This is a genomic window from Microvirga sp. VF16, assembly GCF_016864375.1.
In the GTDB taxonomy this organism is placed as follows: Bacteria; Pseudomonadota; Alphaproteobacteria; order Rhizobiales; family Beijerinckiaceae; genus Microvirga.
In genome coordinates this window covers 138,484-165,386 of the sequence record NZ_CP069354.1, presented here as the reverse complement: position 1 = coordinate 165,386, position 26,903 = coordinate 138,484, and the positions used below count along the sequence as shown (strand labels likewise).

28 protein-coding genes are annotated in these 26,903 nt (G+C 64.1%); 5 read left to right on the top strand and 23 right to left on the bottom strand.

The window, feature by feature from the left end:
• Positions 1–119: 119 nt before the first annotated feature.
• The 4 genes from infB to rimP are packed head-to-tail and all read right to left on the bottom strand — an operon-like array spanning position 120 to position 5,931.
• Positions 120–2,975 (bottom strand): translation initiation factor IF-2, encoded by a 2,856-nt coding sequence (gene infB, locus JO965_RS00805; protein ID WP_203441838.1) that lies wholly within the window; start codon positions 2,973–2,975, stop codon positions 120–122.
• Between the two features lie 4 nt (positions 2,976–2,979).
• Complete coding sequence (locus tag JO965_RS00800) at positions 2,980–3,642, bottom strand: RNA-binding protein (RefSeq protein WP_203441837.1); 663 nt, start codon at positions 3,640–3,642, stop codon at positions 2,980–2,982.
• Between the two features lie 30 nt (positions 3,643–3,672).
• The gene (nusA, locus tag JO965_RS00795) at positions 3,673–5,292 is read right to left on the bottom strand and encodes a transcription termination factor NusA (protein ID WP_203441836.1); all 1,620 of its coding nucleotides are present in this window, start codon (positions 5,290–5,292) and stop codon (positions 3,673–3,675) included.
• 12 nt (positions 5,293–5,304) lie between these two features.
• Positions 5,305–5,931, bottom strand: a complete 627-nt coding sequence (rimP, locus tag JO965_RS00790) for a ribosome maturation factor RimP (protein ID WP_203441835.1) — start codon at positions 5,929–5,931, stop codon at positions 5,305–5,307.
• Between the two features lie 251 nt (positions 5,932–6,182).
• On the opposite strand from rimP, the gene JO965_RS00785 reads away from it, so the two are divergent.
• Genes JO965_RS00785 through JO965_RS00775 form a run of 3 tightly spaced genes read left to right on the top strand, consistent with a single transcriptional unit; the run spans position 6,183 to position 9,122 of the window.
• On the top strand, positions 6,183–7,175 hold the full coding sequence (locus tag JO965_RS00785; protein WP_203444008.1) for an efflux RND transporter periplasmic adaptor subunit: 993 nt from the start codon (positions 6,183–6,185) through the stop codon (positions 7,173–7,175).
• 1 nt (position 7,176) lies between these two features.
• Positions 7,177–8,424 (top strand): ABC transporter permease, encoded by a 1,248-nt coding sequence (locus JO965_RS00780; protein ID WP_203441834.1) that lies wholly within the window; start codon positions 7,177–7,179, stop codon positions 8,422–8,424.
• On the top strand, positions 8,421–9,122 hold the full coding sequence (locus JO965_RS00775; RefSeq protein ID WP_203441833.1) for an ABC transporter ATP-binding protein: 702 nt from the start codon (positions 8,421–8,423) through the stop codon (positions 9,120–9,122). Before JO965_RS00780 ends, JO965_RS00775 begins: the two co-directional genes overlap by 4 nt.
• Before the next feature lie 3 nt (positions 9,123–9,125).
• Here the strand turns inward: JO965_RS00775 and JO965_RS00770 are convergent, their stop codons facing one another.
• The 10 genes from JO965_RS00770 to JO965_RS00725 all read right to left on the bottom strand — a co-directional run bounded on the left by JO965_RS00770 (position 9,126) and on the right by JO965_RS00725 (position 18,543).
• Positions 9,126–9,809 (bottom strand): tRNA (guanosine(46)-N(7))-methyltransferase TrmB, encoded by a 684-nt coding sequence (locus JO965_RS00770; protein ID WP_203441832.1) that lies wholly within the window; start codon positions 9,807–9,809, stop codon positions 9,126–9,128.
• A 152-nt stretch (positions 9,810–9,961) separates the two neighbouring features.
• The gene (gene metK, locus JO965_RS00765; protein ID WP_203441831.1) at positions 9,962–11,140 is read right to left on the bottom strand and encodes a methionine adenosyltransferase; all 1,179 of its coding nucleotides are present in this window, start codon (positions 11,138–11,140) and stop codon (positions 9,962–9,964) included.
• Between the two features lie 105 nt (positions 11,141–11,245).
• On the bottom strand, positions 11,246–11,659 hold the full coding sequence (locus JO965_RS00760) for a helix-turn-helix domain-containing protein (protein ID WP_203444007.1): 414 nt from the start codon (positions 11,657–11,659) through the stop codon (positions 11,246–11,248).
• Positions 11,660–11,709: 50 nt separating this feature from the next.
• Positions 11,710–13,314 (bottom strand): apolipoprotein N-acyltransferase, encoded by a 1,605-nt coding sequence (gene lnt / locus JO965_RS00755; protein ID WP_203441830.1) that lies wholly within the window; start codon positions 13,312–13,314, stop codon positions 11,710–11,712.
• Entirely contained in the window at positions 13,311–14,342 is a 1,032-nt protein-coding gene (locus JO965_RS00750) for a hemolysin family protein (RefSeq protein WP_203441829.1), read from the bottom strand. Before JO965_RS00750 ends, lnt begins: the two co-directional genes overlap by 4 nt.
• Positions 14,343–14,374: 32 nt before the next feature.
• Positions 14,375–14,833, bottom strand: a complete 459-nt coding sequence (gene ybeY / locus JO965_RS00745; protein WP_203444006.1) for an rRNA maturation RNase YbeY — start codon at positions 14,831–14,833, stop codon at positions 14,375–14,377.
• A gap of 14 nt (positions 14,834–14,847) precedes the next feature.
• Entirely contained in the window at positions 14,848–15,945 is a 1,098-nt protein-coding gene (locus JO965_RS00740; RefSeq protein ID WP_203441828.1) for a PhoH family protein, read from the bottom strand.
• Positions 15,946–16,014: 69 nt separating this feature from the next.
• Entirely contained in the window at positions 16,015–17,373 is a 1,359-nt protein-coding gene (gene miaB, locus JO965_RS00735; RefSeq protein ID WP_203441827.1) for a tRNA (N6-isopentenyl adenosine(37)-C2)-methylthiotransferase MiaB, read from the bottom strand.
• A 227-nt stretch (positions 17,374–17,600) separates the two neighbouring features.
• A complete protein-coding gene (locus JO965_RS00730) occupies positions 17,601–18,350 on the bottom strand; it encodes a glutathione S-transferase family protein (protein ID WP_246776699.1) in 750 nt (249 codons plus the stop codon).
• Positions 18,304–18,543 (bottom strand): DUF1127 domain-containing protein, encoded by a 240-nt coding sequence (locus JO965_RS00725; protein ID WP_246776698.1) that lies wholly within the window; start codon positions 18,541–18,543, stop codon positions 18,304–18,306. The genes JO965_RS00730 and JO965_RS00725 overlap by 47 nt, the downstream gene beginning before the upstream one ends.
• A gap of 121 nt (positions 18,544–18,664) precedes the next feature.
• Here JO965_RS00725 and gcvA point away from each other — a divergent pair, with 121 nt between their 5' ends.
• On the top strand, positions 18,665–19,597 hold the full coding sequence (gene gcvA / locus JO965_RS00720; protein WP_203441826.1) for a transcriptional regulator GcvA: 933 nt from the start codon (positions 18,665–18,667) through the stop codon (positions 19,595–19,597).
• 19 nt (positions 19,598–19,616) lie between these two features.
• Here gcvA and JO965_RS00715 read toward each other — a convergent pair whose 3' ends face one another.
• The 6 genes from JO965_RS00715 to JO965_RS00690 form a co-directional block, all read right to left on the bottom strand.
• Positions 19,617–20,282, bottom strand: coding sequence for a hypothetical protein (locus tag JO965_RS00715; RefSeq protein ID WP_203441825.1), 666 nt, complete (start codon positions 20,280–20,282; stop codon positions 19,617–19,619).
• A gap of 89 nt (positions 20,283–20,371) precedes the next feature.
• Positions 20,372–21,142 (bottom strand): 1-acyl-sn-glycerol-3-phosphate acyltransferase, encoded by a 771-nt coding sequence (locus tag JO965_RS00710; protein ID WP_203441824.1) that lies wholly within the window; start codon positions 21,140–21,142, stop codon positions 20,372–20,374.
• Positions 21,139–21,594, bottom strand: a complete 456-nt coding sequence (locus JO965_RS00705; protein ID WP_203441823.1) for a Fur family transcriptional regulator — start codon at positions 21,592–21,594, stop codon at positions 21,139–21,141. Before JO965_RS00705 ends, JO965_RS00710 begins: the two co-directional genes overlap by 4 nt.
• 153 nt (positions 21,595–21,747) lie before the next feature.
• A complete protein-coding gene (locus JO965_RS00700; RefSeq protein WP_203441822.1) occupies positions 21,748–22,233 on the bottom strand; it encodes a GNAT family N-acetyltransferase in 486 nt (161 codons plus the stop codon).
• The gene (gene tsaB / locus JO965_RS00695; protein WP_203444003.1) at positions 22,230–22,913 is read right to left on the bottom strand and encodes a tRNA (adenosine(37)-N6)-threonylcarbamoyltransferase complex dimerization subunit type 1 TsaB; all 684 of its coding nucleotides are present in this window, start codon (positions 22,911–22,913) and stop codon (positions 22,230–22,232) included. The genes JO965_RS00700 and tsaB overlap by 4 nt, the downstream gene beginning before the upstream one ends.
• A gap of 823 nt (positions 22,914–23,736) precedes the next feature.
• Complete coding sequence (locus JO965_RS00690; RefSeq protein WP_203441821.1) at positions 23,737–24,171, bottom strand: VOC family protein; 435 nt, start codon at positions 24,169–24,171, stop codon at positions 23,737–23,739.
• 69 nt (positions 24,172–24,240) lie between these two features.
• Between JO965_RS00690 and JO965_RS00685 the strand changes: the two genes are divergently transcribed.
• Entirely contained in the window at positions 24,241–24,831 is a 591-nt protein-coding gene (locus JO965_RS00685) for a TetR/AcrR family transcriptional regulator (protein ID WP_203441820.1), read from the top strand.
• A gap of 3 nt (positions 24,832–24,834) precedes the next feature.
• Here JO965_RS00685 and JO965_RS00680 read toward each other — a convergent pair whose 3' ends face one another.
• From JO965_RS00680 to JO965_RS00670, 3 genes are all read right to left on the bottom strand, one after another.
• Entirely contained in the window at positions 24,835–25,428 is a 594-nt protein-coding gene (locus JO965_RS00680) for a malonic semialdehyde reductase (protein ID WP_203441819.1), read from the bottom strand.
• Positions 25,429–25,566: 138 nt separating this feature from the next.
• A complete protein-coding gene (locus tag JO965_RS00675; RefSeq protein WP_203441818.1) occupies positions 25,567–26,127 on the bottom strand; it encodes a NifU family protein in 561 nt (186 codons plus the stop codon).
• Positions 26,128–26,365: 238 nt separating this feature from the next.
• On the bottom strand, positions 26,366–26,863 hold the full coding sequence (locus JO965_RS00670; RefSeq protein ID WP_203441817.1) for a universal stress protein: 498 nt from the start codon (positions 26,861–26,863) through the stop codon (positions 26,366–26,368).
• Between the last annotated feature and the right edge of the window lie 40 nt (positions 26,864–26,903).

Genomic DNA, 26,903 nt, shown 5'->3' with positions numbered 1-26,903 from the left:
AAGGCGGCGTGGCAGGTCGCCGGCCACCTCGATTCAGTAGGAACTCTGCCCATTAAAGCGAGATCACCGGGACAAGCCCGGTGATGACGCAATGTTCAGGGTGGGAGTAGCGAAGCGGCTTACAGCGACCGCTTCACCTCTTCCACGCGGTAGCACTCGATCAGATCGCCGACGCGCATGTCCTGGTAGTTCTCGAAGGACATACCGCATTCCTGACCGGACGTGACCTCGCGGGCGTCGTCCTTGAAGCGCTTGAGCTGTGAGAGCTTGCCTTCGTGGATCACCACGTTGTCGCGGATCAGGCGGACATGGGCGCCGCGCTGAACCACGCCGTCGAGGACGCGGCAGCCGGCGATCTTGCCAACCTTCGACACGTTGAACACCTCGAGGATCTGCGCCTCGCCGAGCCGCTCTTCGCGCAGCGTCGGAGCGAGCAATCCGGACATCGCCGCCTTCACGTCATCCACGAGGTCGTAGATGATGTTGTAGTAGCGGATCTCGATACCGGCACGCTCGGCCGCCTCGCGCGCTTCCTTGTGGGCACGCACGTTGAAGGCGAGGATGATGGCGCCCGAGGCTTCCGCCAGGGTGACGTCGGATTCCGAGATGCCGCCGACGCCCGCCTGGACGATGCGGGCCGCAACTTCCTCGTTGCCGACCTTCTCGAGAGCACCCACGATCGCTTCTGCCGAACCTTGGACGTCGGCCCGGACCACGAGCGGGAATTCCTTGCGGCCCGCTCCGGCCTTGAGGTCGCGCATCATGTCGGCGAGCGTGCGTCCGGACGAACCCATGCGGGCCGCCTGACGCTCGCGCTTCTGGCGGGTGCGGTACTCGGTGACCTCGCGGGCGCGGGCCTCGGACTCGACCACCGCAACGCGGTCGCCCGCTTCCGGCGTGCCGTTGAAGCCCAGGACCTCGACCGGGACGGAGGGACCGGCTTCCTTCACATTGGCGCCGAGATCGTTGATCAGGGCACGCACGCGACCCCACTCGGCGCCGGCCACGACGATGTCGCCGGTGCGGAGCGTGCCGCGCTGCACGAGCACGGTCGCCACGGGACCACGGCCGCGATCGAGCTTCGCCTCAATGACGGTGCCTTCCGCCGACCGCTCGGCATTGGCCTTGAGCTCGAGGATTTCGGCCTGGAGCTGAAGACCTTCGAGCAGGGTCTCGAGACCCTGGCCGGTCTTGGCGGAAACCTCGAATTCGAGGGTCTCGCCGCCCATCGACTCGACGACGATGGAATGCTGCAGCAGCTCGGTGCGGACCCGCTGCGGGTTGGCGTCGGGCTTGTCCACCTTGTTGATCGCCACGATCAGCGGCACGCCGGCCGCCTGCGCGTGGTTGATCGCCTCAATGGTCTGCGGCATGACGCCGTCATCGGCCGCCACCACCAGCACGACGATATCCGTCACCTTGGCGCCGCGGGCGCGCATGGCCGTAAAGGCCGCGTGGCCGGGCGTGTCGATGAAGGTGATCTTGCCGCCGAGCGGCGAGGTCACCTGATAGGCGCCGATATGCTGCGTGATGCCGCCGGCTTCGCCGGAGACCACGTTGGTCTTGCGGATCGCGTCAAGCAGCGAGGTCTTGCCGTGGTCGACGTGGCCCATGATGGTCACGACCGGCGGCCGGGTGACGAGGTTCTCGTCCACATCCGGCGTATCGAAGAGGCCTTCCTCGACGTCCGATTCCGCGACGCGCTTCACCGTGTGGCCGAGCTCCTCCGCGACGAGCTGCGCGGTATCGGCATCGATCACGTCGGTGATCTTGTGCATCTCGCCCTGCTTCATCAGGAACTTGATCACGTCCACGGCGCGCTCCGACATGCGGTTGGCGAGTTCCTGGATAGTGATCGTCTCAGGAATAATCACCTCGCGGGCGATCTTTTCCTTCTGTTCCACCTGACGGTGGCCCATGAGACGCTGATTGCGGCGACGGAAGGAGGCGAGCGAGCGGGTCCGCTCATCCTCGCCCGAAGTCGCGTTCGCCAGGGTCAGACGGCCGCGGCGCTTTTCCTCGCCGGGGGCTGCCCGAGGCGTCTTCGGCAGGGCTGCGGGCTTGGCTGCAACGCCAGGACGGCGGATGGTGCGTGCACCCTCGTCGTCATCCATCACCACAGCGCGAGCAGCAACGGGCGGAGTTGTGCGAACATTCGGCTTCGCGGTTTCCGGATCGGGCGCGGCCGGCGCGGCCGGGCGCGCCATATGGTTCAGGCTCGGCGGGCGGCCACCCGTGGTGCCGACGCCGGGGCGAGCATAGCCGCCTGAACGGGGGCCATCCGAACGTGGGCCGGAGGGACGGGGTCCATCGCCGCGTGGGCGATCCGAACGGGCGCCGTCCTGACGCGGAGCGCCGGACCGGGCTGCCGGAGCAGATCCTTGAGCCGGACGCGGCGGAGCGGCCTCTTCGCCCAGACGACGGCGAGCCTCGTCCTCGGCGCGGCGCTTGCGCTCCTCGTCCTGACGGCGACGGTCTTCCTCTTCGCGCTTGCGGGCCTCGGCCGCTTCACGCTCCTTGGCCTCGATGGCCTCGCGCTCGACGCGGCGAACCGCTTCCTCGGCCTGACGGCGACGCTCTTCCTCGTCGCGGCGGCGGGCATCGGCCAGCGCGTTCATGCGTGCATCGCGCTCCTGCTCGGAGAGCGTCTGCAGCACCATGCCACCGGAACGGGGGGTGTTCGGAGCGCTGCGCTGCGGGCGGCCACCTTGAGCCGGGGCAGCCGGCTTCGGAGCCGGAGCGACAGGCTTGGGCGCGCTCGCGGGTGCCGCGGCCTGATGCGTCGCGGGTCTGTCTTCCTTGGCCCCGCCGGGACCGACAGCAGGGCGACGCTTGACCGTCTCCACCACGACCGACTTGGACCGGCCATGGGAGAAGCTTTGGCGCACCGTGCCTTGCTCGACAGGGCGCTTCAGAGAAAGCGTCTTGGACGACACATGAAGAGTCTTGTCGCCCTGGTTTTTCGTATCACTCATTCCGCTAAAGTTCCTGCGGGTTCAAAATCGTGGGTTCGCCGGTCTCGTTTCCGAGGCCAGTTTGATCGGCGCCGAGGCCGCGAAAGACGCGGTAACGATGCCAGCGGTTCAGAAAGCCGTCGCTCCCAGCGCCCGCGACGAGGGCAGCATGTATCACATGTGACCGGCCTAATGCCAAATCCAATTCGTCATTCGACAATTCTTGGATGACCGGAAAGCTAGATATTGCCTCGCCGAGGCGTTTACGCAACTGGTTTGCCAATTTTCTTCGCCCATCTTCGGCCGCCTCTGCGGCATGAATAAGGGCGACGACGGGTTTATCTGCGATGGCCGACTCGACCTTGAAGAAGCCGGTGACCACCGCGCCCGCCTTGTTGGCGAGCGACAGGCCCTGACGGAGATCGTCCCGGAGAAGACGCTCGATATCCTGGGCCAGGGTCTCCGGTGCCCTGGCCTCGGTCTTGAAGGCGCGGGAAAAGAGGCGACGTTTGGCCGCCTCTTCCACCATGTCAAAACGGGCCGTGACCCAGACGCCGCGGCCCGGCAGCTTGTGCCGGAGGTCGGGCACGACCTGGTTGTCGGGCCCGAGGACGAAGCGGATCAGTCCCGCGGGGCTTTGAGCCTCGCGGGTGACGATGCAGGTGCGCTCCGGTTCATGCCGCGGCACGGGTGCTGACCTCGCTCCATCATAGCCGTTTTAAGACGGCTGAGCTTCGGTCTCGGCCTCTTCGGCCGATCCCTCGGTCTCAACGATCTCTTCCGGCTGCTCGATCCAGCCCGCCTTCACGCGGGCGGCCATGATCATGTTCTCGGCGTCCGCACGGGAGACGTCGAAACCGTCGAGCGCACCCTTGTAACGGGTCGCCTCGGCGCCGCGGCCTTCCGTCCAGCCGACGAGATCGTCGGTGGCGCAGCCGGCCAGATCCTCGACATTCTTGATGTCGTTCTCGCCGAAGGCCACCAGCATGGCCGTGGTGACGCCGTCGATCTCCTTCAGATCGTCGGCGACGCCAAGCTCCTTGCGACGCGTCTCGTTCTCGGCCTCGATACGGGCCAGATATTCCTGGGCGCGGCTCTGGATCTCGGCTGCGGTGTCCTCATCGAAGCCCTCGATGGAGGCCACCTCGGCAGCGTCCACATAGGCGATTTCCTCGACCGAGCGGAAGCCTTCGGAGGCAAGGAGCTGGCCCACCACCTCGTCGACGTCGAGCGCATTCATGAACAGCTCGGTGCGCTCGGCGAACTCCTTCTGGCGACGCTCGGATTCCTCAGCCTCGGTGAGAATGTCGATGTCCCAGCCGGTGAGCTGCGAAGCCAGACGCACGTTCTGGCCGCGGCGGCCGATGGCGAGCGACAGCTGATCGTCGGGCACTACCACCTCGATGCGGTCGGCTTCCTCGTCGAGCACCACCTTGACCACTTCAGCCGGCTGCAGCGCGTTGACGATAAAGGTCGCCTGATCCGGGGACCAGGGAATGATGTCGATCTTCTCGCCCTGGAGTTCGCCGACCACCGCCTGGACGCGGGAGCCGCGCATGCCGACGCAGGCGCCGACCGGATCGATGGAGGAATCGCGCGAGGTCACGGCGATCTTGGCGCGGGAGCCCGGATCGCGGGCAACCGCCTGGACCGAGACGATGCCGTCATAGATCTCCGGCACTTCGGAGGCGAAGAGCTTCGCCATGAACTGCGGATGGGTGCGCGACAGGAAGATCTGCGGCCCGCGGGCCTCGCGGCGCACATCGAAGAGATAGGCGCGGATGCGATCGCCCGGACGGAAGGTCTCGCGCGGGATCAGCTCGTCGCGGCGGATGATCGCTTCGCCACGGCCGAGATCGACGATCACGTTGCCGTATTCGACGCGCTTGACCGCACCGTTCACGACCTCGCCGATGCGGTCCTTGTATTCCTGATACTGACGGTCGCGCTCGGCGTCGCGCACCTTCTGCACGATCACCTGCTTGGCCGACTGGGCGGCGATGCGGCCGAAATCGAAGGGCGGCAGGGTATCGGCGATCACGTCGCCGACCTGGGCCGCCGGGTTGTGGCGGGTACGGGCCTCGGCGAGGGTGATCTCGCGGGAATCGTTCTCGACCGCGCCGTCATCGACCACGAGGAGGTGGCGGGCCAGGCGCAGCTCGCCGGTCTTCCCGTTGATCTCGGCATGGATGTCGGTCTCGGCACCGTAGCGGGACCGGGCCGCCTTGGCGATGGCATCCGCCATGGCGTCGAGCACGATCTGCTTGTCGATCACCTTCTCGCGCGCGACCGCATCGGCGATCTGCAAGAGTTCAAGCCTGTTGGCGCTGATAGCCATCGAGGTCGCTCCTTAATTCGGTTTCGTCTTATCGGACGGGTCGCGCGACTCCGGCGCTTCCACCACATCCGTGTCTTCATCAAGGTCGTCCGTGGTCGGCGCCGTTCCGCGGCGCAGCGATTCACGGATCAGCTCATCGGTGAGAACGAGGTGCGCCTCGCCAAGATCCGTCAGGGGCACGCGGGCGATGGGCTCGAGGCCCTCCTTCACGTCCGGCAGCTCGATCACGAGCATCCCGTCCTCCACGCCCCGGAGGAAGCCGCGGAAACGTTTGCGGCCCTCAACCGGCACAGCCATCTCCACCTTGGCCTCGTAGCCGCTCCAGCGTTCGAAATCGCTGGTACGCACGAGCGGGCGATCGATCCCCGGCGAGGAGATTTCCAGGTGATAGGCCGTGGCGATGGGATCCTCAAGATCAAGAACCGGCGAAATCCCCCGGCTCACAGTCTCGCAATCGCTTACCGACATGGTGCCGTCCGGCCTCTCGGCCATGATCTGCACCGTGCATCCATTCTGGCCGGTGACCCGCACCCGCACCAGATTGAAGCCCAGATCCTCGATTACAGGCTCGACGATGGCCGCCACCCGGGCAGCGACGCCGTTCTCCGTAATCAGCCGCTTGTCGCGTTCGTTTGTCATGGCTCTCCGCACGCTCCGGCGTTCAAGCAATAAAAAAGAGCGGACCCCGGGGGGCCCACTCTCGACCAGCAGCTTGACGCTGCAACCAGAGCTGACGTCAGAGATATACCGATTCAAGTCAAAAAATGCAAGGGTCCTGTCAGCATCCCTTGACATGGGACGGATCGTCGGCTCCTCCGGAAAGCTACGCTATCGTGGCCTGTCTTAAGCTATGATAGGCAGGACCTCCTTCGGAGGACCATGCCTTGAAGATGTCGCGCCTCGTTCTTCTCGGGATCGTGCTGTTGGCAGCCGCGGCGGCATATTGGCGCTTCAGCTGGCCGCCGGAGGTCGCCGTCGTTTCTCCGGAGCACGGAGACGTGGCCGAGATCGTCTATGCGACCGGCGTCGTGGAGCCGCGCACCTGGGCCAAGGTGGCGCCTCTCCTGCGGGAGCGCATCGTCGAGCTGTGCAATTGCGAGGGCGAGTCGGTGGAACGGGGAGCTGTCCTTGCCCGCCTCGACAGCCGCCAGCCGGAGGCCACGCTCGCGGAGCTTAATGCGCGGCAGAAGCTGAACACGGCGGATTACGACCGGATCGCCGCTCTGGTGGAACGCCGGGTCGCCAGCGATCAGGCTCTCGACCGCGCCCGCAGCGAACTCGGCCAGATTCAGGCTCTCATCGCCGGCCAGGAAACCCGGCTCGAGTCTTACGTCCTGCGGGCTCCCATGAGCGGGGTCGTCGTGCGCCAGGACGGGGAAGTGGGGGAGGTGGCCGAGCCCGGGACCGTGCTGTTCTGGGTTGGAGAGCCCAAGCCCCTGCAGGTCGAAGCCGACGTAAACGAGGAGGATATCCCGCGCGTTGTGGTCGGCCAGCGCGCCGTTCTCAAGGCCGACGCCTTTCCGGAGCAAGTTCTGGAAGCGAAGGTCGATTCGATCACCCCGAAGGGTGATCCGATCGCCAAGACCTATCGTGTTCATCTCGCCCTGCCGGAGGACACACCCCTGCGCATCGGCATGACCGTGGAGGTAAATGTGATCGTCCGGGTCGAGTCCGGCGCGCTCCTGGTTCCCGCCAATGCCCTGCGTGGCAGCACCCTGTTCGTGCTGGAGGGCGACGTGGCCCGCAAGCGTGACGTGAAGGTCGGGATCCGCGGCGCCCGCAACACGCAGGTTCAGCAGGGCCTTGCCGAGACGGATCGGGTGATTGCCCCCTTCCCGGACGAATTGACCGATGGGGTGAGGGTTCTGGAAAGGAGAGGCTGACATGCGTCTCCTCCTCGAACTCGCCCTGACCCATATCGCCGGACGCGGCCGGCAAACTGTCGTGGCGATTCTCGGTGTCGCTCTCGGCGTCGGCTTCTCCATCGCCATGGCGGCCTTGATGCAGGGCACCGAGAAGGATTTCATCGCCCAACTCGTCGACACCATGCCCCATGTTCAGATCACCGACGAGCACCGCGCCCCGCGCCGGCAGCCCGCGGAGGACCTGTTCGCCGCGGCACAATTCGAGGGTCTGCGCCCGAAGGAGGATCGCCGGGGCATTCTCAATCCCGCCGCCGCCACAGCCTCCTTGCGGACCTGGGTGCCCGGCCGCTTGGCGCAGAGCCTGCGGACACAGGGCGTGGTGCGCTATGCAGGACGGGACGTGGGTGTCACCGTGATCGGCGTCGAGCCGGAGATCGAGGCTCAGGTCTCGTCCGTCGCCGCGGATTTCATCGAAGGCAGCTTCGACGCGCTTCGGGCCGGCGGGAACAACATCATCGTGGGCGACCGCCTTGCGCAGAGACTCGGCGCGTCGACGGGGACGACGATCCAGGTCGTCGCACCAACCGGCCAGTCACGAGGGTTCAGGATCGTCGGACAGTTTCACACCGGTACCAACGCCCGCGACGAAGGCGAGACCTATGTGCTGCTCAAGAACGCACAGATCCTGAGCGAGCGCCCCAATGCCATCAACGACATCCGCCTGCGCCTCGACGACCCGGAGGCCGCCCCCCAGGTCGCCCGTCAGGCGGAAGCCGAGCTCGGCTACAAGGCGGTGCCCTGGCAGGAGGCGAACGAATCCCTTCTGGAGGCCTTGGTGGTGCGCAATGTGGTCATGTACACCGTGGTGGGCGCGATCCTGCTCGTAGCAGGGTTCGGGATCTTCAACATCATCTCCACCATCACCCACGAAAAGGCGCGCGATATCGCGATCCTGAAATCCCTCGGCTTCACGCAAGGCAATATGCGCCGGCTGTTCCTGATCGAGGGACTGGCACTCGGTCTTGCCGGCTCGGTGGTCGGCTGGCTTTTGGGCTTTCTCCTCTGCTTTGCCTTGTCACAGGTCGAGTTCAAGGTCTCCGGCGCAGCCATCGGCCGCGAGATGACCAAGCTCCCCTTGTTCTGGTCGCCCTGGCATTACCTGATCGCGGCGGGCTTCGCCCTCGCGTCGGCGGGTGTCGCGGGCTATCTCCCGGCGCGCCAGGCCGCCCGGCTCAACCCGGTCGACATCATCCGGGGCGCCACATGACGCCGCTCATCGAAGCCGAAGATCTCACCCGCATCCTGCCCGCCACGGTGCCGGTCACCCTGGTGCGGGACGTCTCGCTCACCGTGAGCGAGCGGGAGTTCATCGCCATCACCGGCCCGTCCGGCTCCGGTAAGTCCTCGCTGCTCTACCTGCTCGGTCTTCTCGACCGCCCGACCAGCGGCAGTCTCAAGATCGCCGGTCAGGACACGTCCGTCCTGGACGACAATGCACTCGCGCGACTGCGGCTCGAGATGCTGGGCTTCGTGTTTCAGTTTCATTTCCTGCTGCCGGAATTCACGATTCTTCGAAACGTGGAACTTCCCATGCGCAAGGCGGGCCGTCTGTCGGCCGCGGAAATGCACGATCGCGCAGCGGGGCTTCTGGAGGATCTCGGTCTTGCCGGCCATCTCGACAAGAGGCCGGACCAGCTCTCTGGCGGCCAGCGCCAACGAGTGGCGGTAGCCCGCGCGCTCGCCAACGATCCCCATGTGGTGCTGGCCGACGAGCCAACGGGCAGCCTCGACAGCAAGAGCTCGGAGCAGGTGTTTCAGATCCTGCGGGACCTCGTGCACAAGCGCGGCAAGACGGTCATCGCCGTCACGCACGACATGGAGATCGCGGCACGGGTGGATCGGCGCATCCATCTCGTCGATGGCAGGGTCGTGAGCGGCGAGCATGCGGCCCGGGCTCCCATCTGACGATCAGATCCGCACGAAGGTCAGGTAGCTCGGCACTCGGCCTTCGCGGATGGCCTTGGCCTCGTAGCGAGTGCCCGGCCAGCCCTCATAGGGTTTGCGCCAGTCGTCGGCGCGGGCCGCGGTCCAGCGGAAATGCGGGGAGCGGAGGGCCCGGGCGAGCACCCAGCCGATATAGTCGTCGATGTCGCTGGCAAAGCGCAGCTCCGCACCGGGTTTCATCACGCGCGCGAGCAGATCGAGGGTCTCGTCCGAGACGAGGCGGCGCTTGCGCTGACGGCGCTTCGGCCAGGGATCGGGATAGAGGATGTAAACCCGGTCGAAAGAGTCGTCTGGCAGGGTCGGCAACAGATCGGTGACGTCGTCGTCCCAGACGCGGACATTGTCGAGGTGCTCGTGCTCGATCACGGCCAATAGCTTCGCCATGCCGTTCACGAAGGGCTCGCAGCCGATGAAGTTGACGTCTCGACGTTCGCGGGCCTGAGAGGCGAGATGCTCGCCGCCGCCGAAGCCGATCTCGAGCCAGGTTTCCCGCGCCTCGCGGTTCGGAAACTGGCCCGTGAGATCGCTGCCCGGAACCACGCGGATCGCGGGCAGCAGGTTCTGAACCAGTTCGTCCTGGCCGGCGCGAAGCTTCTTGCCCTTCCGGCGGCCGAAAAAGGCGCCGGCCCGTTCGGAGACGTCACTCATCGGACACATGCTCCTGAAGAAACCACGATCCGGTTCATAGGGATCCGGCACTTCGGCCAGACAATACATTGAGAGCCGGTCCCTTCCGGGGAACCGGCTCTTTTCGGGAAATCCCAATGCCACCGAAGCAGGTCCGGCGGCCGGAGAATTTCTTAGCGGAACGCTGCCTTGAGGCGGTCGGCCAGATCCGTGCGCTCCCAGGAGAAGCCGCCATCGGCCTGCGGCGCGCGGCCGAAATGGCCGTAGGCCGAGGTGCGGGCATAGATCGGCCTGTTGAGGGCGAGATGCGTGCGGATGCCGCGGGGCGAGAGGTCCATGGCGTCCATGAGGACGGCCTCGAGCTTGCCCTCGTCCACCTTGCCGGTGCCGTGGAGATCCACATAGATCGACAGGGGCTTCGCCACGCCGATGGCGTAAGAGAGCTGCAGGGTGCAGTTCTCGGCGAGACCGGCCGCAACCACGTTCTTGGCGAGATAGCGCGCGGCGTAGGCGGCCGAGCGGTCCACCTTGGTCGGATCCTTGCCGGAGAAGGCGCCGCCGCCATGGGGAGCAGCACCGCCATAGGTGTCGACGATGATCTTGCGGCCGGTCAGGCCGCAGTCGCCGTCCGGACCGCCGATCACGAACTTGCCGGTGGGGTTCACGTGCCAGATGGTCTGAGCCGAGATCCAGCCCTCGGGCAGGGTCTGGCGGATGTAAGGCTCGACGATGGCGCGAACGTCGTCGGAGGAGAGGTTCTCGTCCAGGTGCTGGGTCGAGAGAACGATCTGGGTCGCCGCGACGGGCTTGCCGTTCTCGTAGCGCACAGTGACCTGGCTCTTGGCATCCGGGCCAAGCTTGGCCGCATCGCCGACCTTCGCTTTACGGGCAGCGGTCAGGTTCTCGAGGATCTTGTGGGCGTAGTAGATCGGTGCCGGCATCAGCTCGGGCGTCTCGTTGCAGGCGTAGCCGAACATGATGCCCTGGTCGCCCGCGCCTTCATCCTTGTTGCCGGCGGCATCGACGCCCTGGGCGATATGCGCCGACTGAGCATGGAGATAGACCGAGACGTCGGCGTTCTTCCAGTGGAAGCCTTCCTGCTCGTAGCCGATGTCCTTGATGGCATCGCGGGCGAGCTCGATCACCTTGTCCTTGGTGATGGAGTCAGGGCCGCGCACTTCGCCGGCGATGACGACGCGGTTGGTGGTGGCGAGCGTTTCGCAGGCCACGCGGGCTTCCGGCTCAGCGGCCAGATAAGCGTCGACGACGGCATCGGAAATCCGGTCGCAGACCTTGTCCGGATGACCTTCGGAAACCGACTCGCTCGTGAAAAGGTAGCTCGAACGCCGCACGATAGAATTCCTTCAGGCAATAGAAATTGGGTGCCCGCAGTCAGCTACAGGCTTCAAAACATGCTCATGCCGCAGGCTTAAAGAAAGGTCAAGCGAACGTGTTCTTTATGACGAACGCTCTACCTCTTCTTGGGCGGCAAGCGCGCCGACAAGCTGAACAATGCTTTTACGGACCTTTGGACTCTTGATGCTGGCGAAAGTTCGGACGAGCTGCAGGCCTTCGGGCGTCGACATCATGTCGGCCACATAGGGAGGGGCGCCGGGTTCGGCGAAGCCTGGCTCGGCCTTTCCGCCCTTGAGGCCATCAAAGAAGAAATCGATCTCGACATTGAGGATCTTGGCAATTTCAACGAGACGGGCGACGCTGATCCGGTTCATGCCCTTTTCGTATTTCTGAACCTGCTGGAAGGTCAGACCAAGCATATCGCCAAGCTTTTCTTGGCTCATCCCAATAGAAATCCGGCGCATACGCACCCTGCTTCCGATTTCCTTATCGATAGACCCCGTCGATTTCTTCATTATGGCCTGTCCCCTCGCCAATACTGACGTAACGTCAAGGCATGATTTACTTAAGGAAAGGATGATTGGCGCCTTTGACGTACAATCAAGACCATTAAGCAGATCATAAGCGTGGCCGTCAAAGAAAACCTACCCCACTTCCTATAAAGAGTACTGGGTTCCGCAACTGGAAGAGATGAGTCGATGATACCTTCAACTCCCAATGGAAGGTTATCCACGATTCGGCCAAAAGGATCGACCACGGCCGAAATCCCGGTATTGGCGGCTCTGACCAGAGGCAGGCCTTCCTCCACCGCCCGCAGGCGGGCCTGGGCGAAGTGCTGATAGGGTCCTGGCGTCTGCCCGAACCAAGCGTCGTTGGTCACGTTGAGGATCAGGTCGGGACGTGGGCCCTCGGCCAGGATCTCGCCAGGAAAGATCGCCTCGTAGCAGATCGTTGCGGCGACCGGCGGCAGACCCGGGATGGACAGCGTGGTGCGCTTCTCGCTCGGCTCGAACCCGCCAGGAATGTGCACGAACTGACGCAGTCCTGCGGCCCGGATCAGGGCGTCGAGGAATTTCGGCACGTATTCCCCGAAGGGCACCAGGTGAACCTTGTCATAGGCGCCGAGGATCGTGCCCTTCTCGTCGATCACCTGGATGGCGTTATAGAACTTGCCGACCGCCTCGCCTGGCAAAGGGTCGTCCATGCGGGCGGCGCCCGTGACCAGAACGGAGCCAGGATCGAGGAGCGTGGCGATCTGCGCGAGCGAACCGGGATCGCGATGAAGCAGGAAGGGAAAAGCCGATTCCGGCCAGATGATGTGAGTTGGTGCAGCGATACTGCCGTCCCGGCCTGGGCTTGCGCTCAGGGTCAGGTAGCGCCGCATGATGGCGTCGCGGTTACGCGGGTTGAACTTGGCGTCCTGCGGCAGGTTGGGCTGCATGATGCGCAGGCGCACGTTCTCGACCGTGCGTGAGGCCTCGGAGGGGATGCGCCAGAAGCCGAAGACGGCAAGGCCGAGAAGCAGTGCGGCCGCGATGCCCGGAGCCGTCCAGCGCGCGCGCGTCCTCTTTCCCGTGAGCAGAACCGCGGGTGCGGCGCCGATCATGAGGCTCAGGAATGTGAGGCCATAGAGGCCGACGAGCGAGGCTGACTGCATCAGCCAGAGGTTCTGGCCGAGCGCCAGCCCAGGATTGTTCCAGGGAAAACCGGTGAAGAGATGGCCGCGCAAGAATTCGCTGACGGTCATACCGAAGGCGAAGGCAATGATCCGCCAGGCATCGGGCAGCCAGAACAGGCGGGCCAGCGCAAAGCCGGAAGCGGGAAAGAAGGCGAGCAGGGCGGGCAGGCCCAGCACCCCGAAGGGCATGGCCCACGCAAATTGGTCGGCCTCCACGAGAAAGGCTGCACCGAGCCACCAGAGCCCGGCGACGAAATAACCAAGACCCCAGAACCAGCCGACGAGCGCCGCAGACTTGAAAGGGGCCCAGCGGGATGGACCGTCCTTGACGGTCCCGTCCAGGAGCCAGATCGCGGGAGTCAAGGAGAGAACGAGGGCGGGCAGGAACCCGAAAGGCGGCATGGCCAGGGCGCCGATGGCCCCAACTGCAAAGGCCAGCAACCAGCGGCGCCATCCTCGGGCGAGGATGACGCGGTCGCCCAGGCGCCTCATTCCGCGGCAGCGCTTTCAGGGCGCGGGGCAGTCGCTTGGCTTTCTCCGGTCTCGGTCTCGAGAGCGAAGGTACGGCGATGGACGCGCAATCGCTTCACGCGCCGCGGATCGGCATCGAGAACCTCGAATTCCAGGCCCGAGGGGCCCTCGATCACTTCGCTGCGGGAGGGCACGCGCCCGGCGAGCGTCACGATGAAGCCACCGATCGTGTCGATGTCCTCGGCACCTTCTTCATCGGTGAGGTCGAGGCCCAGCACGTCCTTGACCTCGTCGAGGCTCGCGCGAGCGTCGGCGATATAGGTGCCGTCGGCCGCCGGCACGATGGTCAGCGTCGAGTCCTCGTCGTGCTCATCCTCAATGTCGCCCACGACCATCTCGACCAGATCCTCGATGGAAACGAGGCCATCGGTGCCGCCATACTCATCGATGACGAGGGCCATATGCGTGCGGGTCGCCTGCATACGCACCAGAAGGTCGATGGCCGGCATGGAGCGCGGCACGAACAGGACTGGCCGCAGGATGTTGGCGGAGGAGAGCGCCATGGACAGGTCGATCTGGCCGAGACTCGGCAGGGGAGCCTCGTCGCTCGAACCCGATTCCGAAGCACCGCCATCGGCCCGCATGGCGATGAAATCGAGAAAGTCGCGAATATGGACCATCCCCTTGGGATCATCCAGCGTCTCGCCATAGACAGGCAGACGGGAATGGCCAGCCGTGCGGAAGAGGCTCAAAAGCTCGCCGAGATTGGTGTCGGCGGCAACCGCCACGATGTCGGCGCGGGGCACCATCACGTCCTCCACCCGGATCCGGTGGAAGGAGAGCACGTTCTTGAGCATCGCCCGCTCCTGGGGCGAAAAGTCGGTGTCCTCGACAGTTTCTGCGAGGACATCCTCAAGATCGTGGCGGATGGATTCGCGGGGTTTCAGGCCGAGACGGGTCAGAACCCGGTCGTACCAATGGTCGCGTGTGTCGTCTGTCTCGGTGAGGGGGCGGACAGGTCGGTCGCTACGACTTCGATCTTCGTTCATTGCAGTGGGTTTTCAGCCTAAACGTCAGCCGTTCAAGCTGCCATATCGCGATAGGGATCGGCGATGCCAAGAGTGGCGAGCGCCTTGACCTCAAGACCTTCCATGATTTCCGCCTCCGCCTCGACCTCGTGGTCGTAGCCGAGGAGATGCAGAACTCCATGGACGATCAAATGGGCAAAATGATGCGCGAGTTCCTTGGATTCCTCTTCGGATTCGCTCACCAGGGTCTCGTACGCTAAAGCAATATCGCCCAAATGGCGAGGGCCTGTCGCACCCGGTTGCTCGGGCGCCGGGAAGGAGAGCACGTTGGTGGGCTTGTCCTTAGCCCGCCAGGTGCGGTTCAGTTCCTGGATCTCGGCATCGTCGGTGAGCATGACGCACGCTTCGTATTCGCCCTCGGCCTCGTAAGTGACGGCAAGCGCGGCCTCGGCGGCCTTCTGGGCCAGGGCCTCTGCGTCCTTGAGGCGGTCCCAGTCGCCCGCCTCGATCATGATGTCGAGTGTGATCACGGCCTGCGGTCCCGGTAATCCTGGCGCGGCGGTTCCGGCGGCGCCTCGCGGGCGGCCTTGTCATAGGCGGTCACGATGCGGCGCACGAGATCGTGGCGCACCACGTCGGCTTCCTTGAAGGTGACGCGGGCGATGCCCTCGACGCCCTGAAGGATGCGTATCGCCTCGACGAGACCCGACTTCTGGCCCGGCGGCAGGTCGATCTGCGTCGGGTCGCCGGTAATGATCATCCGCGAGCCTTCGCCGAGGCGGGTCAGAAACATCTTCATCTGCATCGATGTGGTGTTCTGCGCCTCGTCGAGCAGCACCAGAGAGTTGGTGAGCGTGCGCCCGCGCATGAACGCGAGCGGCGCGATCTCGATCATGCCGGTCTGCAGGCCCCGGTCCACGTGTCGGGCTTCCATGAAATCGTAGAGCGCGTCGTAGATCGGCCGAAGATAAGGATCGACCTTCTCGCGCATGTCGCCGGGCAGGAAGCCGAGGCGCTCGCCCGCTTCCACGGCGGGACGGGAGATGATCAGGCGGTCCACCTGCCCCTGTTCCAGGAGCGAGACTGCGTAGCCCACGGCGAGCCAGGTCTTGCCGGTGCCGGCAGGGCCCTCGGCAAAGACGAGCTCGTTCGTCTTGATCGCCTTGATATAGGCATTCTGCGCCGCATTGCGGGCACGTACCGGACCGCGCCGGCGGGTGGAGATCTGGTCAAAGGCAGTAAGTCCAGGAACGGAAGCTTCTTCGGCGGCGGGGAAGAGACTGCCCTGCAGCGTGCTTTCCTCGATGGCACCGTCGACGTCACCCGGCCCGAGCGCTCCGCCCTGGCGGGCGCGCTCATAGAGCCCTTCCAGCACCCGGCGCGCCATCTCGGAGGCTTCGGGCGTGCCCTTCACGGTGACTCGATTGCCGTTAGCGATCGCGGTCACGTTCAGGCGCCGCTCCAGATGGGCGAGGTTCTGGTCGTATTGTCCGAAGACGAGGCTGGCGAGGCGGTTGTCGTCGAAAGTGAGGATGATTTCGGCCTCTTCGACGACGCCGGGATGCAAGCTGTTGGCGCTTCGTCCCTTCTGTGCTCGTGCGGTCGCATTGTCCGCTGGACTCAAATGCCTCTCCTTTGATGATCCGCCGCAAATGTTGCGACGGACGAATATGGGGTCTCGCCGGACAAGGATCTAGGCCGCGGCTTGGCTGCCGGGTCCGACCCATTCTCCGAACAGGCTGTTAGAACCGGCCTGCGTGATCCGCACCGTGACGATCTCGCCGACGGCGTGGCGGTCGCTCTCGATCTGCACCGCCTGCAGATAGGGCGACTTGCCCGCCATCTGGCCCGGATGACGACCCGGCTTCTCCAAGAGAACGTCGAGGGTCTGCCCCACGGTTCCGTGATTGAAGGCCTGGCGCTGCGTTTCCAGCAGATTCTGCAGCCGCGCCAGACGCTCGGCCTTCACGGCCTCGGATACTTGGGCTTCGATCTCCGCTGCCGGCGTGCCGGGGCGGGGGCTGTACTTGAACGAGAAGGAGCTGGCGAAGCCCACATCGGACACGAGCCGCATGGTCTCCTCGAATTCCGCATCCGTCTCGCCAGGGAAGCCGACGATGAAATCGGAGGAGAGCGCGAGATTGGGTTGGGCCTTGCGGATGCGCTCGATCAGGCGGCGATATTCATCGCCCGTGTGCTTGCGGTTCATCACATCGAGAATGCGGTCGGAGCCGGATTGCACCGGCAGGTGCAGGTAAGGCATCACGGCCGGCAGATCGCGATGGGCGGCGATCAGCTCGTCGTCCATGTCGCGCGGGTGGCTGGTGGTGTAGCGAAGCCGTGCGATGCCGGGCACTTCCGCCAGACGATGAAGCAGGCGCCCAAGGGACCAGACCGAGCCGTCCGGTCCCTCGCCGTGATAGGCATTCACGTTCTGCCCGATCAGCGTCAGCTCGCGCACGCCGGCATCGGCGAGGCGCAGGGCCTCGTCGAGGATTTTTGCGACCGGACGCGAGATCTCCGCGCCGCGGGTATAGGGCACGACGCAGAAGGTGCAGAACTTGTCGCAACCTTCCTGGATGGTGAGGAAGGCCGACACGCCGCGGCTCTGGGTCTTGGCCTTGCTTGGTGCGGGCAGGTGGTCGAACTTGTCCTCGATCGGGAATTCCGTGTCGACGACGCGCTCTGCACGCGACTTTTTCAGAAGCTGTGGCAGGTTGTGATAGTTCTGCGGACCGACCACAACGTCGACAGCGGGCGCCCGGCGCAGGATCTCCTTGCCCTCGGCCTGGGCGACGCAGCCGGCGACCACGACTCTTGTCTCCTGGCCGTGAGCCTCACGCTCCTTTTTCAATTCGCGTACGCGGCCGAGCTCGGAATAGACCTTTTCGGCGGCCTTCTCACGGATGTGGCAGGTGTTGAGGATGACGAGATCCGCCTCCTCCATCGTCTTGGTTTCGCTGTAGCCTTCGGTCGCCAGCATGTCTGCCATGCGCTCGGCATCGTAGACGTTCATCTGGCAGCCATAGGATTTGACGAAGACTTTTTTCACGAGGTCGGCCTGTTCTGCTTGCAATCGGGCGGAGGAAGATCGAGCGCCCTTTTATGCCTTTTATGCGTGCAAGAGAATAGCGGCCGTTTGGCTCAAGGATTTTGCGGGATTTGACGTCATCCCGGGGCTATGCAGCAGAACCCGGGATCGTAGGACGAGTATGGCGTCTTATCCTGAATGCGATCCCGGATCGGCCTCGCCGTCCGGGATGGCAGCCGTCGTTGGGATCACTCCCGAAACGCTTCCTCCACGGGAGCTGACAATTCCGCATCGGCGGCAAGGATTTCAGAAACGACCTTTGCAAAAGCCGGACGCGCGCTGAGCCGCGCGTACCAAGCGGCAAGGGCATCGTAGCCCCGCAGCGATGGCCCACCGAGGCGGCGGGACCAGAACACGGCCATGAAGACCGCGATGTCGGCGGCCGAGAAGGCGCCGCAGAGATAATCCTTGCCCTGGAGCGCCCGGTCGAGCTCGGCGAAATGGCCGGCGAGAACCGGTTCGGCCTCCCTGGCTTTCAGCTCCTTCGCTTCCCAGCCTGTCAGGTCGTCGGGCTTCGGTTCTGTGCGATGCATCAGGAAGCGCAGCGGGGCCAGCATGATCTCGTCGCCGAACACGTCGAAGAGCCGGGAGCGGGCGCGCTCCGCCGGCGTCTTCGGATAGAGCGCCGGTTCGGGGTAGGCGTCTTCGAGGTATTCGAGAATCACCGTCGAATCGTAGAGGGACAGGTCCCCATCGACGAGGACCGGGACCTGTCCCTTGGGATTGATGGCCAGCACATCCGGATTCTTGGGGCTGTAGCCGTTCGTCTGCGTGAACGGCACCAGGATCTGTTCGAAAGGGAGTCCCTTTTCATGAAGCGCGATCTCGACCTTGCGGGAAAACAGGCTTACCGGACCAGAATAGAGCTTCATCAGGGTGCCTTTCGGGAATTCATCGGCTGAACGCGGAGGGAAGGTGATCCTGCCAGGAGGCGGCATTCAAACCCTCCACGTCGGCCCGTGACAACCCGATATCGGCGAGCGCCCGATCGTCCATCGTGTACAACTCCTTCGAGGTTCCGCGCCGGTCGAGCCATGACTCGAACCGCAGAAGCATCTCGAGCATGGTGTTCCGGCGCTCGCGGCGGGCGGCGTGAAGCCCAAGATTTGCTGAGGCATATCCGATCGCCATGGCGGGTCTCCTTCAATGGCGTTTCATTGAAGAGAAATGTGCTCCTGTGATAGGTTATAAGCAAACGAGAAGTTCTTGAGTTTCACCCAAGTAAAACTTGGTCAATGTATCCGGATCTGCCATGTCCCGCCGTCGTCTCCCGCCGCTCAATGCCTTGCGCGCCTTCGAGGCCGCGGCCCGTCACCTGAATTTCGAAAAGGCCGGTGACGAGATCGCCGTCACGGCAAGCGCCGTTGGCCAGCAGGTGAAATCCTTGGAGGCCTGGCTCGGGCGGCCTCTCTTCGTGCGCCAGCCGAGCCGGGGCGTCGCGCTGACCCCGCTGGGCGAACATTACGCCGCCTCGCTCTCCGATATCCTCGACCGGCTCGACAATGCGACGGCGCAGGCCCTGCGCTCCGACCGGTCCAAGGTGATCACGGTCAGCTCCATGCCGAGTTTCGCAGCCGGCTGGCTCATTCCTCGGCTCGGCTCGCTCAAGGCGCAGCATCCCGACCTGGAAGTCCGAGTCTCGGTCGATACGCGGCTGACGGATTTCGCTCGCGAGGACGTGGACGTGGCGATCCGCTTCGGCCGGGGGAATTATCCGGGCCTGCGCTCGGACCTGTTGATGGATGAGTTCTTCTTCGCCGTCTGCAGCGCATCCCTGCTGAACGATCCCGAACGGCCCCTGAAGGAGCTGTCGGATCTGCGCCATCACACCCTGCTGCACGAGGCGGTGGAGAGCATTCCCGACTACACCACCTGGGATCGCTGGCTCGCGACTTTGGGCGTCACGAGCGTCGATACCTCCCGCGGTCCGCGCTTCACCCACACCTATCTCTGCCTCCAGGCCGCGGCTTCCGGACAGGGCGTGGCGCTCGCGACCAACGTCCTGATCGGCGACTACCTCCAAGCCGGTCGCCTGATTCAGCCCTTTCCTCAGCAGGTGAAAGGGTCCTACCAGTATTACGTCGTCTGCCCGGAAGCGACGGCGGACCGCCCGGCGCTTGCCGCCTTCCGGGCCTGGCTTTTGGAAGAGGCGAAGGCGCATGTGGCTGAGGTGGCACGGGTGTGAGCCTGCCGCCGATAGGGGCTCACTTAGAATTCGGTAAAGGCCAATTCAGATTCCAGCCTTGCTGGGTTCGGTCTGCACTCGTCATCGATTCTTGCGTTGCTCCGTTTTCCTTATCGAAAGTCACCTTGAATTTGATGCGGTCATCGCCATCCCATTCGATGAATTCCCAACGTTCATTGAGGATTTTTTCGGGGATGCGATAGCGGAACACTTGTTTCGGTTTGTCCGGAGCAGTGGACCAAATCGCCACGGCATATTCGCTGCCTTCGTACGGATTGGGGTCGATAGACGCGAACCACCGACCGCTTGGCGAAAAATGAGGCAAGGAGGGCAAGGTTATAGAAGCTCCCGTCTTACTGCTGATAATCAGAGAGCCGCTTTCCTCATATCCTCTCCATTGCACAACATAGACATACTGAGCAGGTCGATAGGCTCGCAGGTTAAGACGCAGACACTTCTCTCCGTCATCTTCCTCGCAAGCTTGGCGGTCCTCCTTGAAGGCTTCCGCCGCGCCATTTTCAAATCTTAAGTACAGGATATTCCCTTTGCGGGTGACAATGCTCTTGAGCTCGCTAAGGCAATCAGCTTCCCGCTCGCATTGAACCATGCCCTTCTTTGGGGAAATATTTTGAGCGAGAGCAGGACACCCAATCAGTACGGCAAACACGATGCCAAAGCGCCACATGCCGTTTCCTATCGCCATGACCGGATATGTTATCTAGAAACATAGCGGGCTTGGATGAGTTTCCAAGGATCGATGACATATTCCGTGAGTTACGCCGCCTTCAGCGCCCGGCGGATCTCGGCCTCGGCTGACGCCGTCGCCTGTTTTCGGTTGCCGTTGAAAAGAATCGGTTCGCCCCAGGTCACGACGACGTCGAGCGGCACGCCGCGCACGAACATGTTCAGATGCGGCGCAAGATCCATATCGCCGTACCAGGCGATGAAGGGGCGCTCGCGCCGGGTCACGGGCAGGCCGTTGCGGTGGGTATAGGCAATGGCGAGCGGCTGCAGAAAAACCCGCTCGACGCTGTCATGCATGAGTGCGGCCTGAGCCCCGCCGACGAGCGAGGAGCGGAAGGGCAGGAGGCGGTTGCCATCGCTGGTGGTGCCTTCCGCAAACAGCACGATCGCCTCGCCCTTCACCAGCCGGTGCGCGAGCGCATCGTTGACCTCGGCGGTGGCCTTGCGGCGCTGACGGTCGATGAAGACGGAGCGCTGGAGTTTCGCGCAAAGGCCAACCACGGGCCAACCTTCGACCTCCGATTTGGCAATGAACGAGAGCGGATGCAGCGATCCGATCACCGGGATATCGAGCCAGGAGACATGGTTGGACAAAACAATGGTGGGCGCGTCAGTCGGCGGCGTTCCCCGCTCGATCACACGCACGTTGAACAGTCTCAGCAGGATCCTGTGAAACCACACCGGCAGGACGTGCAGCATCGACGACCAGCCGAAGCGCAGGGCCAGCATCTGCAGCGGCACGAGCACGACGCTGCACAGGCCGAGCACCAGGAGCCGTAAGGCGACGCCAATTCTTGTCACGCGTCGTCCTTGTCGAGCGGCACCGCGTAGAGTTCGAGCCGGTGATAGACGACCTTGTAGCCGAGCCGCTTGGCGATCTCGTTCTGCAGCGCCTCGATCTCCTCGGAGCGGAATTCGATCACGTCGCCGGTCTCGAGATTGATGAGGTGGTCATGGTGCTCCCGCGTGGCCTGCTCGTAGCGCGAGCGTCCGTCGCGGAAATCGTGCCGCTCCAGAATACCTTCGGTCTCGAACAGTTTGACCGTGCGGTAGACGGTGGAGAGCGAAATACGGTCGTCCACCTCCGCCGCGCGCCGGTGCAATTCCACCACGTCCGGGTGATCCTCGGCAGCATCGAGAATCTGGGCGATGATCCGGCGCTGGCCCGTCATGCGCAGGCCCTTGTTGCGGCAGGCGCGCTCGATGGCGTCCGACCGGCGCGGTTTGGCGGATGTGCTGTTCCGTGTAACCAAGGCTGACTCACTCCTTGGGCATCGGCCCCACAATTGGAAGGCACTTTGGGCGCCCATCCGATGCTCATTCCTTAATTGTGCATCGTTCGGCGTGGCCCTCCGCGTCCGCACGATGCAACTGCCCAGGCTTATAAGCGAGGGAAGCGAGGCGGGCTATAGGTCCAAAGCCATGGTCAGCGCGGCAGTCTTCGTCCCGTCGGCCTTCTGATAGTATCCCTCGCGCCGTCCGATGTCCCGAAAATGCAGGCGGCGATAGAGGGCTAGGGCCGGCGCATTGCCCTCCTCGACCTCTAGATGCACGCGTCCCACGCCCCGGCGCGAGAGCTGGTCGAGATGATGGGAGAGCAGCGGCCGGGCATGGCCCTTGCCGCGCGCCTCCGAGGCGATCGCGACCGTGATGATCTCCGCCTCGTCGAGCACGATCCGTGATAGGACGAAACCGGCAGGCTTCATGGTGCGTCCGAGAAAGAGCCCATCCGCCAAGACGCCGCGCTCGCCGAGCAGGCGCTCGAAATCGAGCGTGCTCCAGGCCCGCGCAAAGGCGGAGGCATGGATGGCGGCAAGCCGGGCGGCGGCCTCGGTTCCGACGGCTTCGATGCGCGGAGCTGGCGGGTGGATGAAGCGGTCGAGAATACTCATTGCCTGGCGATTCGGGCCCCGTCCTGCGGCTTGGCATCGGGCTCGCGCAGGTAAAGCGGCTTCGGCAGCGCCTGATTCGGATCGGCAAGCACTCCGAGTCTTGCCACCCAGGTGATGTCGGGGAAGCCTGACACATCGCTGATATGGGCTTCCACTCCTTGAGCGCGGGCCTCCGCGGCGAGCATGGCCGAGGCCGATCCGGCAATGAGGATCGGCCCGGAGCCGAGAAGCCGGATAGCGTCGCGATAGGTCATGAGCCCCGGCGGAATGATGGTCCGTCCGCCCGGCGCGATGGCCTGAATGTAGATATGGCCGTGCTTGGCATCGATGGCAGCGGTGAAGAGACCGCGCTTGTCGCTGACCATCAGCGGCGCCAGGAAGGCAGAGAGGGTTGCAACGCCTACGACTGGAATCTCGGCTGCAAGCCCGATGCCGCGGGCGGCGCTGATGCCGACGCGCAGGCCGGTATAGCTGCCGGGCCCGACCGTGACGGCCACTCGGTCAAGGCTCTCGAAGCCGCCCTCGACCTGTGCGGAGAGCCGGTCGAGCAGCGGCATCAGGGCCTCGGCATGGCCGCGGTCCATGGGAATGGTCTCGGCAGCCAGCGGCACGGTCTCCCCGGCCTCAATGATGCAGGCCGAGCAGGCGCCGAGGGCAGTATCGATGGCAAGGACGCGCAACATTCGTCTCCGTCAGATCTTCCTGTTTCTTTAGAGCAAGACACCGAGAGGAGGGAACCCGGAATCAGAGGCGCAGGGGCGGAGTGATGGATTGTATCGGATCTTCGCCCTGCTCCGTCCGGGATGATGTCTCAACAGGCATATCAAAGAGCCAGCACCGTGGGGCCCGCAGCTTGCGCTGCGAGCCTGAATGGTGATCGAGGGTGGCGCGACAGGCAGCCCGGCTCGATATGCGCTGGTGTGGGATGGAAGAGCCGGAGTGCCTCTTCGCGCACGGCTTCTTGAGGCGGACAGGCGAGGCCAGCTCAGTCAACCGCCGCAGGCGGTGACCGCTTGCTCAGCGGCGGCCTGCGACCGATCCCGACGACCGACCCACATCCTGGGCCTCCCGTCACCCGCACCTGCGTTCAGTGCGTGCACGGGACCGTGCCTGCTCCCACACTGCGACGCCTCGCGAGCGCGCCCCTCTCAGGAGCAGATCTACGCAATGATATAGCCAAGATTGGGACAATTGTCAAGAACAAAAGATGAACATAACATTGCTCTGCTCTGCCGGTCCTCTCCTCGACGTCATGGCCGGCCTCGTGCCGGCCATCCACGTTTCAGGATCCGTGCAAAAAGCGTGGATCCCCGGGACAAGCCCGGGGATGACGGCGGAGGGTGTGGGATGAAGGGTGTGGGATACGGTGTCATTCCCGGCCGGAGCGTCAGTGGAGGGGGAGGGAATCTACTTGCATGCGCAGTCCTGTGGATCCCCTTCCCTCACAACGCTCGCCGGGGATGACACGGAAGAATGGGCGACGCGAAAGCTGTCGAGCGTGCATCAAACTCCAATCTGCTGCAGAGTGCCCGCCCCGTATTGGGCTGCGAACTCGGCACTCGGCGGGATCGGCTTGATTATGTCGATCAGCACGCCGTTGGGATCCCTGGTGATGAAGTGGCGCTGGCCGAAGGGCTCGTCTCTCAGGGGGATGAGAATTGGCAGTCCCGCTTCTTGGACCTCATGGTAGAGGGTCTCCGGATCCTCGATCTCGAAGTTGAGGATCAGCCCGGAGGCAGGCTGACGGGCTTCGGCGGGAATTGTGTCGTGCCGGCTGTCCAGGATGGCCAGATTGACCGAAGGATCGCCGCCGAACTGCAGATGCACGTACCAGTCGCTGCTGAAAACCGGTCGGAAGCCGAAATGCCCGGTATAGAAGGCGACCGTGCCGGCCACGTCGCGGGTCAGGATCACCGGATAGTAGCTTGTGATCTTCATCTCTGTTCAACCTCCGCCATTTGACATACAGTCTGCCTGTTTCTGATCAATAACATACAGGCTGTATGTATGCAATCGAGGCGGACCAATCCGGAACGGGCCGAGGCCACCAGGGCAGCCCTGCTCGACGCGGCGCGGGCGCTGTTCATCGAGAAGGGCTATGCCGAGACCTCAACCCCGGAGATCGTCGATGCGGCCAAGGTGACTCGCGGCGCGCTCTATCACCACTTCGACGACAAGCGGGATCTCTTCCGGGCCGTGCTGGAACGGGAGGCTCGGGCCGTAGCCGCAGAGATCGAGGCATCGACCTCTTCGATGCTGCCGCCTCGGGATGCGCTGCTGAAAGGAAGCATGGCCTATCTCGACGCGATGTCCGTCCCAGGCCGCACGCGCCTTCTGCTTGTCGACGGCCCCGCCGTCCTCGGAGCAGGCGATATCGCGGCCATCGACGAGGCCCACGCGGCGCGAACCCTGCGCGAGGGGCTGGAAGCCGCACTCGGATCGCCCAAGCCGGACTTTTCGCTCCCCGCCATGACCGCGCTTCTGTCCGCTGCCTTCGACCGGGCGGCGCTCGCTATCGAGGCAGGTTCTGACCCGGCAGCCTTCAGGTCGGCCGTGATCGGCTTTATCGAGCGGATCGTGTCGCCGACCCGAGGCTGACCCTCATGCGATGGCGCAGAATTCCTCGAGAGCGAGACGCGGCTGGCGCGGATGGAGTTTTTCGGGGATGCCGTAGCCGAGATTGATCAGGAAGTTCGACTTCAACTTGCCGTTCGGGAAGAAGGTCTCATCCACGCCCTTGCGGTCGAATCCGCCCATAGGTCCGCAATCGAGCCCAAGCGCGCGGGCGGCCATGATGAGATAGGCGCCCTGAAGGCAGGAGCCCTGGAAGCCCGTTCTCTCGATGGCATCCGGCTTGCCGGCGAACCAGCTGCGTGCACCGGGGTTGTTCGGCGCGAGGGTGGAGAGCTTCTCGTAGAACTCCGTGTCATAGGCCACAATCACGGTCGCGGGCGCGCTCGTGGCCTGGCGCACATTACCCTCGTCGAGATGCGGCTTGAGCCTCTCCTTGGCTTCCCGAGACACCACGAAGACGAAGCGGCCGGGCGAGGAATTGGCGCTGGTCGGGCCCAGCTTGGCGAGTTCGGCGATGCTGCGCAGGGTCTCTTCCGGGATCGGGCGGTCCTGCCACCAGCGATGGGTGCGCGCTTCGTGGAAAAGCTGATCCAGGGCGATATCGGATAAGGCGGGCAACATGAAACTCCCAACAAAAAGCGCGGCTCGAAAGGCCGCGCTTCGATAACCGAATTCCTAAAATCAGATCAAACCGTCGCCGATTTAAAAATGATCATCGGATTGATCCCAAAAGTGCCCTCCACTTTTGGGTCCGATGCTCTAGACCGCCTGCACCTCGCGCACATCCGGCAGGAAGTGGCGCAGCAGGTTCTGGATGCCGTGGCGCAGGGTGGCGGTCGAAGACGGGCAGCCCGAGCAGGCGCCCTTCATGACGAGATAGACGGTGCCGTCCTTGAAACCGCGGAAGGTGATGTCGCCGCCATCGCCCGCCACCGCCGGGCGGATGCGGGTCTCGAGCAGTTCCTTGATGGTCTCCACCGTGGCGGCATCCGCATCGTCGAAGAATTCCTCGCCATCATCCTCCGTCGCACCGTAGCCGTTGGCGAAGAGCGGCGCGCCGGTCATGAAATGCTCCATGATCGCGCCGAGGATGGCGGGCTTCAGATGTTGCCACTCGCCGTCCGCCTTGGTGACAGTGACGAAGTCATAGCCGAAGAACACAGCCGTGACGCCCGGCACGGCGAAGAGCCGCTGGGCGAGGGGAGAGACTTCGCCGGCTTCAGGGGTCTTCGCCTCGAACGTACCCTCGGGCATGACCACGCGGCCGGGCAGGAACTTCAGGGTGGCAGGATTGGGGGTCGCTTCAGTCTGGATAAACATCGCTTCTTTCGTCCTCTGCGCCGGTTCAAGGCCGGCCGAGTGTGGGTGTTAGAATCGTTCTAACAGGTTCCGACCTCAATGTGGAATGGATCGGAGTGGATTCCAAGGGGAGAATATAGCCCCGCAAGGCATCGCGGGGCTGCATAGCAGAACCCGGGATTGTTCGACGAGAGTAGCGATTTATCCTGAGAGCGATCTCCCGGATCTCCGCAGACGCTCCGTCCGGGATGACGTCTCCCTAACCGGCTAGCGCGTCGATCTCCTCGTCCGTCAGGCCTCCCGGGACGATCACGATAGGGATTGGAAAGGAGGCGGCGGAGCGGCCAGCGAGGGTCGAGACCAGGGGGCCAGGACCTTCCTTGGCGCTGCCGGCGGCGAGCACGAGGAAGGAGATATCCTCGTCCTCGTTGATGAGCTTCATGATCTCGTCGGCCCGGTTGCCGACGCGGATCACCTGCTCGGGCTCGACGCCTGCGGCGCTGCGCGCCTCGCGGGCGGCGGCATCGAGCTGCTTCTGGGCTTCCTCGCTCGCCTCCTCGATCATGGCCTCGCCGACGCCGAGCCATTCGAAATTGTCGGGCGGGTCCACGACTGCGAGCATGATCATGCTCGCGCCGGTACGGGCGGTTCGCCGCGAGGCGAAGTGGACCGCGCGGGCGCATTCCGGGGTCTGGTCGACCACCACCATGAATTTCGGCCGGTGGCCGGATTCGTAGGATCGGCGCTTGCCGCTCACAGCACGTTCTCCTGAGATCACGAAAGATGCTGCCCTGCCG

Bases quoted from the DNA above. Each gene is read 5' to 3' on its own strand.
- gcvA (WP_203441826.1), top strand. From the start codon at position 18,665: ATGTCCCGCCGTCGTCTCCCGCCGCTCAATGCCTTGCGCGCCTTCGAG.
- JO965_RS00730 (WP_246776699.1), bottom strand. From the start codon at position 18,350: ATGCCGCCTCCTGGCAGGATCACCTTCCCTCCGCGTTCAGCCGATGAA.
- infB (WP_203441838.1), bottom strand. From the start codon at position 2,975: ATGAGTGATACGAAAAACCAGGGCGACAAGACTCTTCATGTGTCGTCC.
- JO965_RS00700 (WP_203441822.1), bottom strand. From the start codon at position 22,233: ATGAGTATTCTCGACCGCTTCATCCACCCGCCAGCTCCGCGCATCGAA.
- JO965_RS00685 (WP_203441820.1), top strand. From the start codon at position 24,241: ATGCAATCGAGGCGGACCAATCCGGAACGGGCCGAGGCCACCAGGGCA.
- JO965_RS00785 (WP_203444008.1), top strand. From the start codon at position 6,183: ATGTCGCGCCTCGTTCTTCTCGGGATCGTGCTGTTGGCAGCCGCGGCG.
- JO965_RS00750 (WP_203441829.1), bottom strand. From the start codon at position 14,342: ATGAACGAAGATCGAAGTCGTAGCGACCGACCTGTCCGCCCCCTCACC.
- ybeY (WP_203444006.1), bottom strand. From the start codon at position 14,833: ATGATCGAGGCGGGCGACTGGGACCGCCTCAAGGACGCAGAGGCCCTG.
- nusA (WP_203441836.1), bottom strand. From the start codon at position 5,292: ATGGCTATCAGCGCCAACAGGCTTGAACTCTTGCAGATCGCCGATGCG.
- JO965_RS00725 (WP_246776698.1), bottom strand. From the start codon at position 18,543: ATGGCGATCGGATATGCCTCAGCAAATCTTGGGCTTCACGCCGCCCGC.
- JO965_RS00775 (WP_203441833.1), top strand. From the start codon at position 8,421: ATGACGCCGCTCATCGAAGCCGAAGATCTCACCCGCATCCTGCCCGCC.
- JO965_RS00760 (WP_203444007.1), bottom strand. From the start codon at position 11,659: ATGAAGAAATCGACGGGGTCTATCGATAAGGAAATCGGAAGCAGGGTG.
- lnt (WP_203441830.1), bottom strand. From the start codon at position 13,314: ATGAGGCGCCTGGGCGACCGCGTCATCCTCGCCCGAGGATGGCGCCGC.
- JO965_RS00770 (WP_203441832.1), bottom strand. From the start codon at position 9,809: ATGAGTGACGTCTCCGAACGGGCCGGCGCCTTTTTCGGCCGCCGGAAG.
- JO965_RS00675 (WP_203441818.1), bottom strand. From the start codon at position 26,127: ATGTTTATCCAGACTGAAGCGACCCCCAATCCTGCCACCCTGAAGTTC.
- JO965_RS00780 (WP_203441834.1), top strand. From the start codon at position 7,177: ATGCGTCTCCTCCTCGAACTCGCCCTGACCCATATCGCCGGACGCGGC.
- rimP (WP_203441835.1), bottom strand. From the start codon at position 5,931: ATGACAAACGAACGCGACAAGCGGCTGATTACGGAGAACGGCGTCGCT.
- JO965_RS00715 (WP_203441825.1), bottom strand. From the start codon at position 20,282: ATGTGGCGCTTTGGCATCGTGTTTGCCGTACTGATTGGGTGTCCTGCT.
- JO965_RS00680 (WP_203441819.1), bottom strand. From the start codon at position 25,428: ATGTTGCCCGCCTTATCCGATATCGCCCTGGATCAGCTTTTCCACGAA.
- JO965_RS00690 (WP_203441821.1), bottom strand. From the start codon at position 24,171: ATGAAGATCACAAGCTACTATCCGGTGATCCTGACCCGCGACGTGGCC.